This window comes from Streptomyces sp. NPDC003027 (assembly GCF_053591435.1).
In genome coordinates this window covers 25810-41970 of sequence record NZ_JBSFTU010000007.1, presented here as the reverse complement: position 1 = coordinate 41970, position 16161 = coordinate 25810, and the positions used below count along the sequence as shown (strand labels likewise).

The 16161-nt window shown below is 72.4% G+C and carries 12 protein-coding genes; 5 read left to right on the top strand and 7 right to left on the bottom strand.

What is annotated here, in order from left to right:
* The first annotated feature begins 121 nt into the window (after nt 1-121).
* On the top strand, nt 122-2185 hold the full coding sequence (locus ACWDX6_RS07875; protein WP_451484062.1) for a phosphocholine-specific phospholipase C: 2064 nt from the start codon (nt 122-124) through the stop codon (nt 2183-2185).
* Nucleotides 2186-2218: 33 nt separating this feature from the next.
* On the opposite strand, the gene ACWDX6_RS07870 is transcribed toward ACWDX6_RS07875, so the two are convergent.
* Complete coding sequence (locus ACWDX6_RS07870; RefSeq protein WP_451484061.1) at nt 2219-3019, bottom strand: DeoR/GlpR family DNA-binding transcription regulator; 801 nt, start codon at nt 3017-3019, stop codon at nt 2219-2221.
* 149 nt (nt 3020-3168) lie between these two features.
* Between ACWDX6_RS07870 and ACWDX6_RS07865 the strand changes: the two genes are divergently transcribed.
* The gene (locus ACWDX6_RS07865; RefSeq protein WP_451484060.1) at nt 3169-4128 is read left to right on the top strand and encodes an SIS domain-containing protein; all 960 of its coding nucleotides are present in this window, start codon (nt 3169-3171) and stop codon (nt 4126-4128) included.
* Nucleotides 4128-4982 (top strand): class II fructose-bisphosphate aldolase, encoded by an 855-nt coding sequence (locus tag ACWDX6_RS07860; protein WP_451484059.1) that lies wholly within the window; start codon nt 4128-4130, stop codon nt 4980-4982. The genes ACWDX6_RS07865 and ACWDX6_RS07860 overlap by 1 nt, the downstream gene beginning before the upstream one ends.
* Here ACWDX6_RS07860 and ACWDX6_RS07855 read toward each other — a convergent pair.
* The 5 genes from ACWDX6_RS07855 to ACWDX6_RS07835 form a co-directional block, all read right to left on the bottom strand.
* The gene (locus tag ACWDX6_RS07855; protein ID WP_451484058.1) at nt 4969-6729 is read right to left on the bottom strand and encodes a VanW family protein; all 1761 of its coding nucleotides are present in this window, start codon (nt 6727-6729) and stop codon (nt 4969-4971) included. The genes ACWDX6_RS07860 and ACWDX6_RS07855 overlap by 14 nt on opposite strands.
* A 126-nt stretch (nt 6730-6855) precedes the next feature.
* Nucleotides 6856-8322 carry a GH1 family beta-glucosidase gene (locus ACWDX6_RS07850; protein WP_451484057.1) on the bottom strand — a complete coding sequence of 489 codons (1467 nt, stop codon included), beginning with the start codon at nt 8320-8322 and terminating at the stop codon, nt 6856-6858.
* An 89-nt stretch (nt 8323-8411) separates the two neighbouring features.
* Nucleotides 8412-9305, bottom strand: coding sequence for a carbohydrate ABC transporter permease (locus ACWDX6_RS07845; RefSeq protein WP_451484056.1), 894 nt, complete (start codon nt 9303-9305; stop codon nt 8412-8414).
* Between the two features lie 4 nt (nt 9306-9309).
* Nucleotides 9310-10311: a carbohydrate ABC transporter permease gene (locus tag ACWDX6_RS07840; protein WP_451484055.1), complete on the bottom strand. Its 1002-nt coding sequence runs from the start codon at nt 10309-10311 to the stop codon at nt 9310-9312.
* A 149-nt stretch (nt 10312-10460) separates the two neighbouring features.
* A complete protein-coding gene (locus ACWDX6_RS07835; RefSeq protein WP_451484054.1) occupies nt 10461-11777 on the bottom strand; it encodes an ABC transporter substrate-binding protein in 1317 nt (438 codons plus the stop codon).
* Between the two features lie 177 nt (nt 11778-11954).
* Between ACWDX6_RS07835 and ACWDX6_RS07830 the strand changes: the two genes are divergently transcribed.
* Nucleotides 11955-12983, top strand: coding sequence for a LacI family DNA-binding transcriptional regulator (locus tag ACWDX6_RS07830; RefSeq protein ID WP_451484053.1), 1029 nt, complete (start codon nt 11955-11957; stop codon nt 12981-12983).
* Nucleotides 12984-13195: 212 nt separating this feature from the next.
* On the opposite strand, the gene xylA is transcribed toward ACWDX6_RS07830, so the two are convergent.
* Nucleotides 13196-14365 (bottom strand): xylose isomerase, encoded by a 1170-nt coding sequence (xylA, locus tag ACWDX6_RS07825; protein ID WP_451484052.1) that lies wholly within the window; start codon nt 14363-14365, stop codon nt 13196-13198.
* Nucleotides 14366-14520: 155 nt separating this feature from the next.
* On the opposite strand from xylA, the gene xylB reads away from it, so the two are divergent.
* Entirely contained in the window at nt 14521-16044 is a 1524-nt protein-coding gene (gene xylB, locus ACWDX6_RS07820; protein ID WP_451484051.1) for a xylulokinase, read from the top strand.
* The last annotated feature ends 117 nt before the right edge of the window (nt 16045-16161 follow it).

Below are 16161 nucleotides of genomic sequence, written 5' to 3'. Positions count from 1 at the left end.
TTCCGCGTTCATGACCTGTACCGCGCCCCCACGCGTCGACGACACGCCCCCGTCCCCTCACCCCGCTGATCTTGGGCTCGCTCGGACCACCGTCCCCCATCCCGCAGAGGTGCTCGGACCCATGACTGAACTCCATCGGCGCCGCTTCCTCCAGATCGCCGGCGCCACCGCCGGCTTCGCCGCGCTCGGCGGCAGCATCGCCCGGGCCGCCGCCATCCCCGCCGCCCGGACCTCCGGCACACTCGCCGACGTCGAGCACATCGTCGTGCTGATGCAGGAGAACCGCTCCTTCGACCATTACTTCGGCTCGCTCAACGGGGTCCGCGGCTTCGGCGACCCCCGCCCCGTGACCCTCCCCAGCGGAAAGCCGGTCTGGTACCAGGCGGACGGCAACAAGGAGGTGCTGCCGTACCACCCCACCGCCGACGACCTCGGCATGCAGTTCATCGCGGGTCTCAACCACGACTGGGCCGGCGGCCACAAGGCCTTCAACAACGGCAAGTACGACCAGTGGATCCCCGCCAAGTCCGCGGGAGCGATGGCGTACCTGACCCGCGACGACATCCCGTTCCACTACGCGCTCGCCGACGCGTTCACCGTCTGCGACGCCTACCACTGCTCCTTCATCGGCGCCACCGACCCCAACCGCTACTACATGTGGACGGGGCACACCGGGAACGACGGCACCGGCGGCGGCCCGGTGCTCGGCAACGACGAACTCGGCTACGGCTGGACGACGTACCCCGAGCGCCTGGAGCGGGCGGGGGTCTCCTGGAAGATCTACCAGGACATCGGCGACGGCCTGAACGCCGCCGGCCACTGGGGCTGGATCAACGACGCCTACCGCGGCAACTACGGCGACAACTCGCTGCTGTACTTCAACTCCTACCGCAACTCCCAGCCCGGGAACCCGCTCTACGACAAGGCCCGCACCGGCACCGACGTCAAGAACGGCGACGGGCTCTTCGACATCCTCCGCGCGGACGTCGCCGCGGACCGGCTGCCGCGGATCTCCTGGATCGCCGCCCCGGAGGCGTTCACCGAGCACCCCAACTGGCCCGCCAACTACGGTGCCTGGTACATCTCCCAGGTGCTCGACGCGCTCACCTCCAACCCCGAGGTGTGGAGCAGGACCGCGCTGTTCATCACGTACGACGAGAACGACGGCTACTTCGACCACGTCGTCCCGCCCTACCCGCCGGCCTCCGCCGCCCAGGGGCTCTCCACCGTCGACACCACCCTCGACCACTTCCCCGGCGACTCCCGCTACGCCGCCGGCGTCTACGGCCTCGGCCAGCGCGTCCCGATGATCGTCGTCTCGCCGTGGAGCAAGGGCGGTTACGTCTGCTCCGAGGTCTTCGACCACACCTCGATCATCCGCTTCATGGAGCGGCGCTTCGGGGTCACCGAACCGAACATCTCGCCCTGGCGCAGGGCCATCTGCGGCGATCTGACCTCGGCCTTCGACTTCGGTCTCGAGGACACGGCGCCCGAGGCGCTGCCGGACACCAGCGGCTACCGGCCGCCGGACGGCGACCGGCACCCCAGCTACGTACCGAAGCCGCCCGCCAAGCCGGTCCTGCCCCGGCAGGAGCCCGGCGCCCGCCCCACCAGGGCGCTGCCGTACGACCTCGTCGTCGACGGATCGGCCACGCCGTCGACCGGCCGCTACACACTCACGTTCGGCTCCGGGGCCAGGGCGGGTGCGTTCTTCCACGTCACCGCACGGGGCCGCACCGACGGGCCGTGGACCTACACCACGGAGGCGGGCAAGTCCCTGTCCGACACCTGGAACAGCGCCTACTCGCAAGGGGTACACGACCTGACGGTGAGCGGCCCCAACGGATTCCTGCGCACCTTCAGGGGGCCTGGCAAGACCGCGGGGCCCGAGGTGACGGCACGTCATGACCGCGCCACGGGCACCCTGTCCCTCACCATGACCAACCCCGGCGCCGTCGACGTCAACCTGACGGTCACTCAAGCGCGGGCGTACGGTGGGCAGTCGCAGACCTTCAAGGTGGCGAGAGGAGCCACGGTGCGCCACACCGTGGATCTTCGTGGCAGCAGGCGCTGGTACGACCTCTCCGTCACCTCCGACCGTGACAGCGCCTTCCTCCGGCGCTTCGCCGGACATGTCGAGACCGGCGGCACCGGTGTCAGCGACCCCGGGATCGTCACCGGCTGAGCACGTGGCGAGGTGGGGAGTCGGTGCGGCCGGTCACACGGTGACGACCCGCACCCCGGCATCCGCGAGGTGCCGCGCCGACTCCGCCGGGATCGCCGCGTCCGTCACCAGGACGTCCACCCGGTCGAGGCCGCAGATCCGGGCGAAAGCGCGCCGGCCCATCTTGGATGAGTCGGTGACCACGACGACCCGGCTCGCGTGTTCGGCGAAGAGGCGGCTGATCGCCGCCTCGTCCTCGTGGTGGGCCATGACGCCCAACTCGGGGTCGACGCCGTCGACTCCGAGGACGACGACGTCGAGCACCACTTCGTCGAGCACGCCGGCAGCCAGCGGCCCGACCAGTTCGTAGGTCTGCGGGCGGGCCACACCGCCGGAGACGACGATCTTGATCTGCGGGCGTACCGCCAGCTCACCGGCGATGTTGAGCGCGTTGGTGACCACCGTCAGCGCGGGGGCGGGCGATGCCCCGTGCGTCTCGGCCCGGCCGGTGCCGAAGCGCAGCGCCAGCGCCCGGGCCACCTCCGTCGTCGTGGTGCCGCCGTTGAGTCCCACGACCTCGCCCTCGTGGACGAGGTCGGCCACCGCGGCGGCGATGCGCTGCTTCTCGGAGGCGTGCCGCGACGACTTGTAGCGCAGCGGCAGTTCGTACGAGACCCCCTGCGGAACCGCCCCGCCACGGGTGCGGACGAGCAGGCGCTGCTCGGCGAGCTCGTCCAGGTCCCGGCGGATCGTGGCGGGGGAGACCGCGAGCGCGGACGCGGCCTCGTCGACCTCCAGCCTGCCGGTGGACGCGAGCAGTTCGAGGAGCGTGTTCCACCGCTCGTGTTTGGACATGATCGCGATTTTAGCGCCGTACGACGTCCGGGCCCTGGACCGTACGGCCCGGCTCATGGATACTGCGCACCATACAGCTGCTCGAAGATGCTCGAAATAGCGATCGACTGAGCATGATCGAGCATCGTTTGTCTGTGAAGGAGCCGTACGTGCCCATCTCGGGACCCTCCCGCACCGCCGCCGAGATCGCTTCCCAGCCCGAAACCTGGCGCCGGGCCGCCGAGACCCTCCCCCGGCACCGCGCGGCCCTGCCCCGGCGCGGAGAGCGCGTCGCCGTGGTCGGCTGCGGCACCTCCTGGTTCATCGCCCAGGCCTACGCACAGCTGAGGGAGACCGGCGGGCACGGTGAGACCGACGCCTTCGCCGCCTCCGAGTTCCCGCTCGGCCGCGGCTACGACCGGATCCTCGCCCTCACCCGCTCGGGCACCACCACCGAGGTCCTCGACCTGCTCGGCAAGGTCAAGGGCTCCGTCGCGACCGGAGCGCTCACCGCGGACCCGGCCACGCCCGTGACGGCGGCGGCCGATGCCGTGGCCGTGCTCGACTTCGCCGACGAGGAATCGGTCGTCCAGACCCGTTTCGCCACTACGGCCCTCGCCCTCCTCCGCGCCCACCTGGAGGCCGAGTCCGCCCTGCCCGCCGGTGTCCGTACGGTCCAGGAGGCGGCCCGGGACGCCGAACGGGCCGTCGCCGAACCGCTCGCCGACGCGGTCACCGAAGCCGAGCAGTTCACCTTCCTCGGCACGGGATGGACCTACGGCCTCGCCCTCGAAGCCGGACTCAAGATGCGCGAGGCGGCCGGCGCCTGGACCGAGGCGTACCCGGCGATGGAGTACCGCCACGGCCCCATCAGCATCACCGCACCGGGCCGCGTCGCCTGGGTCCTCGGCCCCGTGCCCGCCGGTCTCGCCGACGACGTGGCCCGCGTCGGCGGCACCCTGGTCGCCGAATCGGGCACCGCGCACGGGGACCTCGACCCGCTCGCCGACCTCGTCCGCGCCCAGCGCCTCGCTGTCGCCCTCGCCGAGGCCCAGGGCCAGGACCCGGACCGGCCCCGCAACCTCACCCGCTCCGTCGTGCTGCCCTCCACCCACCGGGAGAACGGCTGATGCCCCTGACCACCACCGGCTCCGTCGTCCTCGGCGCGCGCGACGGGAACGCCGGAGCCGGCGCCTTCAACGTGATCCAGATCGAACACGCCCAGGCCATCGTCGCCGGCGCCGAGGCGGCCGGCCGGCCGGTCATCCTCCAGATCAGCGAGAACACCGCCCGCTACCACGGCTCCCTGGAGCCCATCGGGCTCGCCACCCTCGCCGTCGCCCGCCGCGCGGCGGTCCCCGTCGCCGTCCACCTCGACCACGCCGAATCCCCCGCGCTGGTCCGGGAGGCGGTCGAACTCGGCTTCTGCTCCGTCATGTTCGACGCGTCCAGGCTTCCGTACGAGGAGAACGTCGCCGCCACCGGCGAGATGGCGGGCTTCTGCCACCGCCACGACGTCTGGGTGGAGGCCGAACTCGGCGAGGTCGGAGGCAAGGACGGCGCCCACGCCCCCGGCGTCCGCACCGACCCCGACGAGGCACGCGCGTTCGTCGCCGCGACCGCCGTCGACGCCCTCGCCGTGGCCGTCGGCAGCTCCCACGCGATGGTCACCCGCGACGCCGTCCTCGACTTCGCCCTCATCGGCCGGCTGCGCGAGGCGGTGGGCGTTCCCCTCGTCCTGCACGGATCGTCGGGGGTCGGCGACACCGACCTCGCCCGGGCCGTCGGCGCGGGGATGACGAAGGTGAACGTCTCCACCCACCTCAACAAGGCCTTCACCCGGGCCGTACGCGACCGCCTGGAGGAGCGGCCGGGGACGGTCGACCCCCGCCGCTACCTGGGCCCGGCCAGGGACGCGGTTGCCCGGGAGGTCACCCACCTGCTGGGGGTCCTCACGGCGGACGCCGAACTCATGTGCACGTGACGCGGTCGCGCGGGGTGTAGTGCGTGCGGAACGTCTCGCGCTTGACCTCTTCGCCGTCGTCGCGGAACACCCGGTCGACCGTGATGTCGAAGCCCTCCAGCGGGGTCTGCGGCTCGCAGTGCGGGCCGGTGCCCTTCCGCTCGGAGGGCTCCGTCAGTTTCGTCCGAGGGCCCTCCACGGCCAGCACCTCGTCGTACTTCTTGGTGCCGTAGAAGGTGACGGTCACCGAGGAGTCCGTGGAGGTCGCCTCGATGTAGATGCCGTGGCCGGAGTCGTTGCGGAACTTCAGGTCCAGCGTGCCCCAGGCGACCGTCGCCTCCCGGCCGGCCGGGTAGCGCTCGATGTAGAAGGAGTGCGCCCCGTACTCGACCGGCTTCACCCCGGCGAAGAAGACCGCGTTGAAGACGGTGGTCGCGACGGCGGACACCCCACCACCCGGAGCGGAGTGGTACTGCCCGTCGAGGATCATCGTGCCGTCCACGAATCCGTTGGCCTTCGTACGCTCGCCGACGGTCCGGTTGAAGCTCCAGACCTCGCCGGGCCGCACGAGGGAGCCGTTGATCAGCTCGACCGCCCGGCCGATGTTGATCGTCCGGTACGGCGCCGGGGGGAAGTCGACCGTGAAGGTCGACATCCGCTCCTTGATCCCCAGCTCCCGCACCGACGTGGCCGTCAACTCCGGCTGGATCAGCTCGGTGGCGACGGGCGCGGTGCGGGCCGCCGCGCCCGTCCTCGGCAGCAGGGGCAGCACAGCGTCCTTCAGTGCCTTGGCGGACACCTCGTGGCCGGGCCGTCCGTCCGACTCCACCACCACCCGGCCGTCGCGCACCCCCAGCTTCGCGTCGACCGGACCGTCGGCGATCGAGTCGAGCGGTCGCGCGACATCCGGATCGCGGATCAGCCCCTCCGCGTCGAGCGTCGCGCCCAGCCGGCCCTTGTCGTCCGCCTTCACCTTCAGATGGTCGCCGAGCGTGGCGGGGGCGATCCGCAGCGGTCTGCCGACGGCGGTGAGCGTGACCGGGCCCGACATGGCCGGTGTCGCGAACTCCTTCATGAACCGGGCGACCTCGGCCGCGCCGACCCTGGGCCGGGAGACGGCGGCCGGCAGCGCCACAGGATCCCGGCCGGTGGCGGGATAGGCCGCGCGCAGCGCGTCGACGGCACCGTCCCTGTCCAGCTTCAGCCCGTCGCTCGGCGGAGTCGCGACCGCCCTGCCCTCCTTGAACGCGACGGCGCCCTCGACCGTCGTACGGTCGTGGCGCTTCGCCACCTCGGTCATCGCCGTACGGGCCTTGGCCTCGTCGAAGGCGACGACGGGTGCGATCTCGCGGTCGCCGGGGGAGAAGAGGCGGCTGATCACGGTCACCGGATCGCGGGAGGGGTCGGCGGCCCGCTCGGCGGTCCGCGCCGCGTCGACCGTCAGCCCGGCGGAGGCCGGAGCGACGATGTCGGTGCGGTCACCGACGCGTACGGGGAGGGGCGCCGTCCAGGTGGCGGGCGCCGCGGAGGCCAGCCGGTCCCGCGCCTCGGCACGGCTCATTCCCCCGATGTCCACCCCGCTGACCCGCGTGCCCTCGGATATGTCCTCCCCGGTGGCGACGAGCCCGGCGACGTACAGCCCGCCCGCGACGACGACGACCGCTCCGGCCGCCGTCGCCGCGATCCGTATGCCGTTGCGCCTGGGCCTGCGCCTGCGGCCGCCGCGAGGTGAGGGGGCCGCGGCCTCACCGGTCGTGGAGCGACGCACACACCCTCCCGCAGCAGTCGGAGTCCCGGTACACCGGCGACGGTACGCCGGGAGATCGCCCGGCGCACCTCAGACCGCTCCGACCTGCACGGATGTGCGCGCCGGGCTTACCGGGCGGCGGCCGGGTCAGTCGTCCGCCGGGCCGTCCGCCAGCTCCTCCACCGGGTCGACGAGCTCACCGGCCCGCGCCACGCGCGCGTACCAGTGGGCGCTCGACTTCGGGGTACGGGCCTGCGTCGCGTAGTCGACATGGACGGCACCGAACCGCTTGGCGTAGCCGTACGCCCACTCGAAGTTGTCCAGGAGCGACCACAGGAAGTAACCGCGGACGTCCGCGCCGTCGGCGATCGCCCGGTGCACCGCCGCCAGATGGGCGTGCACATAGGCGATCCGGTCCGGGTCGTGGACCGAGCCGTCCGCGCCCACCTCGTCCTCGTAGGCCGCGCCGTTCTCGGTGATCAGCATCGGAAGGCCGGGGTAGCGGGCCGAGATCCGGCTCAGCAGGTCGTACAGACCGCTCGGGTCCACCGACCAGCCCATCGCCGTGCGCCCACCCGGCGCCTGGTGGAACGCGACATCGTCCGCACCAGGCCACGGGGAGTGCTCGCTCGCCCCGTGCCCGTCGTCCTGGGGCTTGTCCATCTCCCCGGTGACCGCCGACACCACCGTCGGCGTGTAGTAGTTGATGCCGAGCGAGTCCAGCGGCTGCCGGATCTCCGCCGTGTCGCCGTCCCGGACGAACGACCAGTCGGTGAGGGAGGCCGTGTCGGCGAGCAGGTCCTCCGGGTACGCGCCGTCCAGCAGCGGCCCGAGGAAGATCCGGTTGCCGACCGCGTCGATCCGGCGGGCCGCCTCCCGGTCGGCCGCCGACGGGGTGAGCGGCCGGATCTCGTGCAGATTGAGGCTGATGGAGAGCCGTGCCCGGCCGGGCAGCGCCGAGTGCAGCGCCTGGGCGGCCAGGCCGTGGGCCAGATTGAGATGGTGGGCGGCGCGCAGGGCGGCCACCGGGTCCGTACGGCCTGGCGCGTGGACGCCGGAGCCGTAGCCGAGGAAGGCGCTGCACCAGGGCTCGTTGAGCGTGGTGAAGCGGGTGACCCGGTCGCCGAGCGCGCCGCCGACGAGCGACGCGTACGCGCCGAACCGCTCGGCGGTCGCCCGCTCGGGCCAGCCGCCGGCGGCCTCCAGCTCCTGCGGCAGATCCCAGTGGTAGAGGGTGACGACCGGCTCGATGCCGGCGGCGAGCAGCTCGTCGACGAGCCGGCGGTAGAAGTCCAGGCCCTTCTGGACGGCCGGGCCTCGGCCGGTGGGCTGGACCCGGGGCCAGGAGACCGAGAACCGGTAGGCGCTCAGGCCGAGGTCCGCCATCATCCGTACGTCGTCGCGGAACCGGTGGTAGTGGTCGACGGCCACGTCTCCGGTGTGGCCCTCGAACACCTTCCCGGGCGTGTGGGAGAAGGTGTCCCAGATGGACGGCGTACGGCCGTCCTCGGCCGCGGCGCCCTCGATCTGGTACGCGGCGGTGGCGGCGCCCCACAGGAACCCGGCGGGGAAACGGCGGACCGTGGTGAGGGGGCGGGGGTCTGTCGTGGTCATACGGAGGTACTCCCGAGTGAGAGGAGGAGGGGGACGGGATGGGACGCGGCGCGGGACGCGCGGGAGGCGCCCGCGACGGGTGGGGCGGGTCAGTTCTTGACCGCGCCGGAGGTGATGCCGCCGACGATGTGCTTGCCGAGCACGGCGAAGACGAGAAGCAGCGGCAGCGTCGAGATCAGCGCGCCGGTCAGCACGACGGCCTGGTCGACGGTGTGGTTGCCCGAGCCGAGACCGGCCAGGGCGACCTGGAGCGTCGGGTTCCCGTCCGGGGTCAGCGCGATGAACGGCCAGAAGAAGTCGTTCCAGGCCTGCACGAAGACGAGCATCCCGAGGACCGCCATCGCCGGCCGGGCCACCGGGAACACCACGTGCCAGATGATCCGCAGGCTGTGCGCGCCGTCCATCCGGGCTGCCTCGACGAGCTCCACCGGCAGCGCCTCGATGAGGTACTGCCGCATGAAGAACACGCCGAAGGCGGCGACCAGCGAGGGCAGCACGACCGACTGGAGCTGGTCGACCCAGCCCAGGTCGGTGATGATCCGGTAGAGCGGGATCACGCTGAGCTGCGGTGGAATCGTCATGGTGGCGACGACGAGGGCCAGCATGGCCCCCCGCCCCTTGAACGGCAGCTTGGCGAAGGCGAATCCGGCCAGGGTGGAGAACATCACGGTGGACAGGGCCACCAGGCCGGCCACGACGGTGGTGTTGACCAGCGCCTCGCCCATGTCGACCTGGTTCCAGGCGAAGGAGAGGTTGTCGAAGAGGCGGGGGCCTGGCAGCAGCGGCGCGGGCGCCTCGACCACGCGCTCGCCCGAGTGGGAGGCGGCGACGAGGTTCCAGTACAGCGGGAAGAGCGACAGCAGGGCGGCCAGGCCGAGCAGGACGTAGGTGACCGGTCCGGCGTGGTGCTGGCGGCCGGCCCCGGAACGGCCGAAGCGCTTCTTCCCGGTCTCCTCGCGGACGCGGGTGCGGGTGTACGTCATGAGGTCAGGCCCCCAGCTTCTTGCGGTTCGCCCGCGACACGAGCCTCTGGACAGCCCCGATCAGCAGCAGGAGCAGCAGCATCACCCAGGCGATGGCGGACGCCTGCCCCAGCGCACCGGTCACCCAGCCCTTCTCGTACATCAGCAGGCTGAGCGTCTGGAACTGGTTGCCGCTGCCACCGCTGATGCCGAGGCTGCCGCCGAAGATCATCGGCTCGCCGAAGAGCTGGGTGGCGCCGATGGTGGAGACGATGATCGTGAAGAGGATCGTCGGGCGGATCGACGGGATGGTGACGCTGAGGAACTGGCGCCAGCGTGAGGCGCCGTCGAGGGCGGCGGCCTCGTACAGATCCTGCGGCACGGCCTGCATCGCGGCGAGATAGATGAGCGCGTTGTAGCCGGTCCAGCGCCAGGTGACGATGGTCGAGATGGCGATCTGCGACGGCCACTTCGACGACTCCCAGTCGACCGGGTCGAAGCCGACCCAGCCGAGGACGGTGTTGATCAGGCCGTAGTCGGTGTTGAAGAGCTGCGCGAAGACGAGGGTCGCCGCCGCGATCGAGGTGGCGTAGGGGGCGAGGACCGCGACCCGGAAGAAGCCGCGGCCGCGCAGCTTGTAGTTGAGCAGATGGGCCAGGCCCAGGGCCATCAGCAGCTGGGGCACGGTCGAGACGACGCCGATGGTGAAGGTGTTGAAGAGGGCGTTCCAGAAGAACTCGCTGCCGGTGAGGGAGGCGTAGTTCTCCAGGCCCCTCCACTGCGCGTCGCCGCCGAGCTCCACCCGGTGGAGCGAGAGCCAGCCGGTGTAGAGCAGCGGGAAGAGCCCGAAGGCCGCGAAGGTGAGGAAGAACGGGGCGACGAAGGCGTACGGGCTCAGCCGCAGGTCCCACCGGTACAGCCTGCTGCGCCAACGGCCGTGCGGGGCCGGGGTCTTCGGGACGGCGGGGGAGGGGTGCGGGGCGGGCGGCGGGGAGCCGTCGGCCGCCGCCCGGACGGAGGTGGCCACGAGGGGCGTCCCTTCGGGTGTCGATGCGTCGGTGGTGCGTCGTGCGTCGGATGCGGGCGCGTCCCGCGCCGGGTGAGGCGCCGGCGGACGGCCGCCCGGCGGGGGAGCGCCGGGCGGCTCGGGTCCGTCTGGTCGCCGCTACGGGGCGATCACTGGTCGATCTTGTCCGCGACCAGCTTCCTGACGTTCTCCCAGGCCTTCACCGGGTCGGTGCCGCGCTGCTCGATGTCGAGGACGCCGTTGTCCGTGATGAAGGTCTTCACCTGGCCGTCCCAGCGGCTGATCGGGGCCGGGGTGATGCCGGCGGCCGCCGCCGAGTAGATCTTTCCGACCGGGGTGTCACCGAAGTACGGCAGCTTGGCGTCCTGGACGGTCGGGGAGGAGAGCGTGTCCTTGGTGGAGGGGATGTTCCCGTTCACGGCGAAGACCTTGGCGTGCTGCGCGGGGGCGGTGAGCCAGGCGGCGAGCTTGGCCGCCTCCGCGGCGTGCTTGCCCGACTTCGGGACCGCGAGGAACGAGCCGCCCCAGTTCCCGGCCACGGGCGGTGCGGCGATGTCCCACTTACCTTGGTTGCCCGGGCCCGCCTGGTCCTTGATGATGCCGGTCATCCAGCTCGGGCAGGCGACGGTGGCGAACTTGGAGTTCTTGAAGGCGGCGTTCCAGCTGCCCTTCTCGTCGAACTGGCGCAGCTTGGCGGTGATTCCGCTCTGCGCGGCCTCGACAGCGGTGTCCCAGGCCTTCTTCACGCCGGGGCTGTTCTCGTAGTCGAGCTCGCCCTTGGTGTTGGCGTACTGGATCGGCTGGCTGGAGACGACGGCGTTGAACAGACCGCTCGCGGAGTCGTGGAAGGAGGTCCCGGCCGGGGCGCTCTTCTGGTAAGTCTTGCCCGTCGAGAGGAACTTCGACCAGTCGCCGGCCCACAGGGCGGCGACCTGTTCGCGGTCGGTCGGCAGCTTCGCCTTGGCGAAGAGCTCCTTGTTGTAGCAGATGGCCATGGGGCCGATGTCGGTGCCGAGGCCGATGACCTTGCCGTCGGAGGTGGTGGCCTGCTTGACCTTCCAGTCGAGGAACGCGCCGAGGTCGGCGCCGCCGACGGAGCCGAGGTCGGTCCACTTGCCGGCCATCGCCGGGCCGGTCGCCTCGGCGATGTAGCCGACCTCCAGAGCCTGGATGTCGGCGAGACCGCTGTTGCGCGAGAGGCGCAGCTTGAGCGTGTCCCAGTACTTCTGGCCGTCGGCGACGTTCGACTCGACGATCTTGATGTGCGGGTTCATCTTCTCGTACTCGGCGTAGAGCTTGGCGCCGGTCTTGTCGTCGTAGCCGAAGGAACCGAAGGTCCCGATGCGCAGGGTGATCTCTCCGTCGCCGGAGGCCTCGTCCGAGCCTCCGCCACCGCAGCCGGTGAGCAGGACCGCGCAGGCCGCGAGCCCGGTGGCCATGGCGGTTCTCGTTCTGGAAGTGCGCATGCGACTCTCCTCGTCCAAGGCGATGGTGGGAGCGCTCCCACTCCCATCTCGCCCGAAGGTTGCTTCCCGTCGGGGGTGGGTGTCAAGAGGTGTGCGCGGATCCGGGGCGCGAGGTGTGGGAGCGCTCCCACTGTTGATAGGGTCGCGGGAGCACAGGGCTGCGAGGGGAGACGGCAGATGGTGGTGAGCGGGCGCCAGACCGGCAGGCCCACCCTGGAGGAGGTCGCGGCCAGGGCGGGCGTCGGCCGTGGCACGGTCTCGCGGGTGATCAACGGCTCCCCGCGCGTGAGCGAGCAGGCCAAGGCCGCCGTCGGCCGGGCCATCGCCGAACTCGGGTACGTACCCAACCGGGCGGCCCGCGCGCTGGCCGGCAGCCGTACCGACGCGGTCGCCCTGGTGATCCCCGAGACGGAGGCGCGGCTGTTCGCCGAGCCCTACTTCCTCGACATCATCCGCGGGGTCAGCGCCGAACTCGCCGACGCCGACAAGCAGTTGCTGCTCACCCTGATCCGCAGCGACAAGGAGCGGCAGCGTTTCGAGCAGTATCTCGCCGCCCAGCGGGTGGACGGGGTGCTGCTGGTGTCGGTGCACGGCGACGACCCGCTTCCGGACCAGGTGCGGGAGCTCGGTCTTCCGGCCGTGCTCAACGGCCGCCGTACCGAGGAGGAGACCGTCGCCTATGTGGACTCCGACAACGTCGGGGCGGGCCGCTCGGCGGTCGCCCATCTCGCCGGCCGGGGTCGCCGCCGCATCGCGACCGTCACCGGCCCCCTCGACATGTACGTCGCCCGGTGCCGGCTCGACGGCTACCACCAGGGCCTCGCCGAGGCCGGGCTCGCCCCCGACGAAGGGCTCGTCGCCACCGGCGACTTCACCGAGGAGGGCGGGCGGCGGGCGACGCGGGAGCTGCTCGCGCGCCGCCCGGACCTGGACGCGGTCTTCGCCGCCTCGGACGTGATGGCGGCCGGTGCGCGCGGCGCGCTGCGCGAGGCGGGGCGGCGCGTCCCGGAGGACGTCGCTCTGGTCGGCGTCGACGACTCGGCGGTGGCGCGGCACATGGATCCGCCCCTGACCAGCGTGCGCCAGCCTATCGAGGAGATGGGGCGGACCATGGCGCGGCTGCTGCTCCAGGAGATCGCGGAGGCCTCGGCGGACCAGCCTCGCCGGGTGCTGCCGACGGAGCTGGTGGTCCGCGCCTCGTCCTGAGGCGCGGACATCCCGCGGGGCCCGCCGGATCGCCGTTCCCGGGCGGGTCGGCGCGCCGGGAGCGGGCGGTGCCGGGCGGGTCGCCGGCGGCGGGCCGGCGCTCCCCGCCGGGGCGGTGCACGGCGAGCAGCGCTCCCGCAGGCCGGTCGGCGCACCGCCAGCGGGTGCTCCCGGCGAGCCGTGGCACGGCGAGCAGCCGTCTCCCGGGGCGGTCAGCGCACCGCCAGCAGGTGTTCCAGGGCAAGCTGGTCCAGGCGCTCGAAGGCCATCGAGCGCTCGGCCGCCGCCGTCGCGTCGAAGTCCTCGTACGCCGAGCGGTCCGCGAGCAGCCCCGCCAGGCCGTCGGCGGCCGTGGGGGTGGCGAGCTCCGGCAGCCGGGAGGCGGCCAGCGCCTCCTGGACCTCCGGGTCCGCCCGGAACGCGGCGGCACGGTCCTTGAGGATCAGATAGTTGCGCATGCAGTTCTTCGCGGACTCCCACACACCGTCGAAGCCGTCGGTGCGCACGGGCTTGAAGTCGAAGTGCCGGGGCCCCTCGTAGCCGGCCGTCTCCAACAGGTCGACCAGCCAGAACGCCTGGCGCAGATCGCCCGCCCCGAAGCGGAAGTCCTGGTCGTACTTGATGCCGGACTGGCCGTTGAGGTCGATGTGGAAGAGCTTGCCCGCCCAGAGCGCCTGGGCGATGCCGTGCGGGAAGTTCAGCCCGGCCATCTGCTCGTGGCCCGTCTCCGGATTCACGCCGACCAGGTCCGGCCGCTCCAGGCGCTCGATGAACGCCAGCGCGTGCCCGATCGTCGGCAGCAGGATGTCCCCGCGCGGCTCGTTCGGCTTGGGCTCGATCGCGAAGCGGAGCCGGTACCCCTGGTCGGTGACGTACTGGCCGAGCAGGTCGAACGCCTCCTTCATACGGTCGAGCGCCACCCGTACGTCCTTCGCGGCGCCGGACTCGGCGCCCTCCCGTCCGCCCCAGGCGACGTACACGCTCGCGCCGAGTTCGACGGCGAGGTCGATGTTCCTGATCGTCTTGCGCAGGGCGAACCGGCGTACGTCGCGGTCGTTGGCGGTGAAGCCGCCGTCCTTGAAGACGGGGTGCGTGAAGAGGTTCGTCGTGGCCATCGGCACCTTCAGGCCCGTGCGGTCCAGAGCGGCCCGGAAGCGCTTGACGGCGGCCTCGCGCTCGGTCTCCGAGGAGCCGAAGGGGATCAGGTCGTCGTCGTGGAAGGTGACGCCGTACGCGCCGAGCGAGGCGAGGCGTTCGACCGACTCGACCGGGTCGAGTGCCGGCCGGGTGGCGTCACCGAAGGGATCGCGGCCCTGCCAGCCGACGGTCCACAGGCCGAAGGTGAACCGGTCCTGGGCGGTGGGGGCGAAACGTACGGACATGGTCCGGCCCTTTCGGTCGGAGGTCTGGGCGACCTATTTGTTTTGTGCGATAACTAATACGGCACCCGGGCGCTCCCGCGCCAGAGTGAGGCGCGGATCCGGACATCCCGTAGGGCCGCGCGTGACGACGACGAGGACGACGAGAGGCGAGGCCCATGCCCGCGCAGCACCCCGTGGTGATCGGAGTGGACAGCTCCACGCAGTCCACCAAGGCCGCCGTGGTGGACACCACGACCGGCGCCCTGCTCGCCGTCGGCCGAGCCCCGCACACCGTCAGCGGCACCGGCGGCGCACGCGAGAGCGACCCCGGCCAGTGGTGGACGGCCCTGGTCGAGGCGGTCGGACGGGCGCTGAGGGAGGCGGCGGTGCCCGCGTCCGCCGTCACCGGGATCGCGGTCGCGGGGCAGCAGCACGGCCTGGTCGTCCTCGACGCCGCGGGCCGCCCGCTCCGGCCCGCGCTCCTCTGGAACGACACCCGCTCCGCTCCGCAGGCGGCCGCCCTCACCGCCGAGCTGGGCGGCCCCGGCCCCTGGCTGGCGAGGACGGGGTCGCAGCCGGTCGCCTCGATGACGGCCGCCAAATGGCGGTGGCTGCGCGAGAACGAACCGGCCACCGCGGACGCCACGGCCGCGGTCCGGCTCCCGCACGACTTCCTCACCGAACGCCTCACCGGCATCGCCGTGACCGACCCGGGGGACGCCTCCGGTACCTGCTGGTACTCCACCGCCGACCACGCCTACGACCCGGACCTCCTCACCCTGCTCGGTCTCGACCCGGCCGTGCTGCCCGCCGTCGCCCCGACCGGAGCCGCCCGGGCCGGCACGCTCACCCCGGCGGCCGCCGAGGCGCTCGGCCTCCCCGGCACCGTCGCCGTCGCCGCCGGGACCGGGGACAACATGGCGGCCGCCGTCGGACTCGGCCTCGGAGGGGCCGGCCTCCTCGACCACCCCGTGGTGAGCCTCGGCACCTCGGGCACCGTCTTCGCCGCCACCCGCACCCGCCCCGCCGCCGCCGGACTCGCCGGGTTCGCCGCCGCCGACGGGACGTACCTCCCCCTCGGCTGCACCCTCAACTGCACGCTCGCCGTGGACAGGTTCGCCGACCTCCTCGGGCTGCACCGCGAGGACACCGCACCCGGCGGCGACGGCGTGGTCGTCCTGCCCTACCTCGACGGCGAACGCACCCCCGACCTCCCGCACGCCACCGGCCTGCTCACCGGGGTGCGCCACACCACCACCCCGAACGCGATCCTGGCCGCGGCCTACGAGGGCGCCGTCTTCACCGTGCTGCGGGCTCTCGACGGACTCCTCACCGCGTGCGGTGAGGACCTCGCCGACCCGGCGGTACGGGACCGTCCCCTGCGCCTGATCGGCGGCGGCGCACGCGGCCGCGCCTGGGTGCGGACGGTCCGCCGGCTCTCCGGGCGTCCCGTCGCGGTCCCGGCCGCGACCGAACTCGTCGCCCTCGGCGCGGCGGCACTCGCCGCCGGTGCGGCGACCGGCGACGACCCGGTCGCACTGGCCACCGCCTGGGACGCCGGCGCCGGCGACGTCCTTCCGCCCCTGACGCGGGACCGGGAGACCTGGGACCGCATCGCCTCGGTACTCGACGCGGCCGCACCCGCCGTGCCCGCTTCGGACGGCGGTGCGGCCGAAGGCGCCCGGACATGGCTGCTCTAGCGAGGCCCCGGCGTGGTTCCTCGCCCCGTGATCGCCTCGCGGCGTGTCGTTCGGGTGCCTCCAGCGGGCGGACGGGGGTGCCACGGGGTGGAATCGGGACATGGCTCCTCTACACAG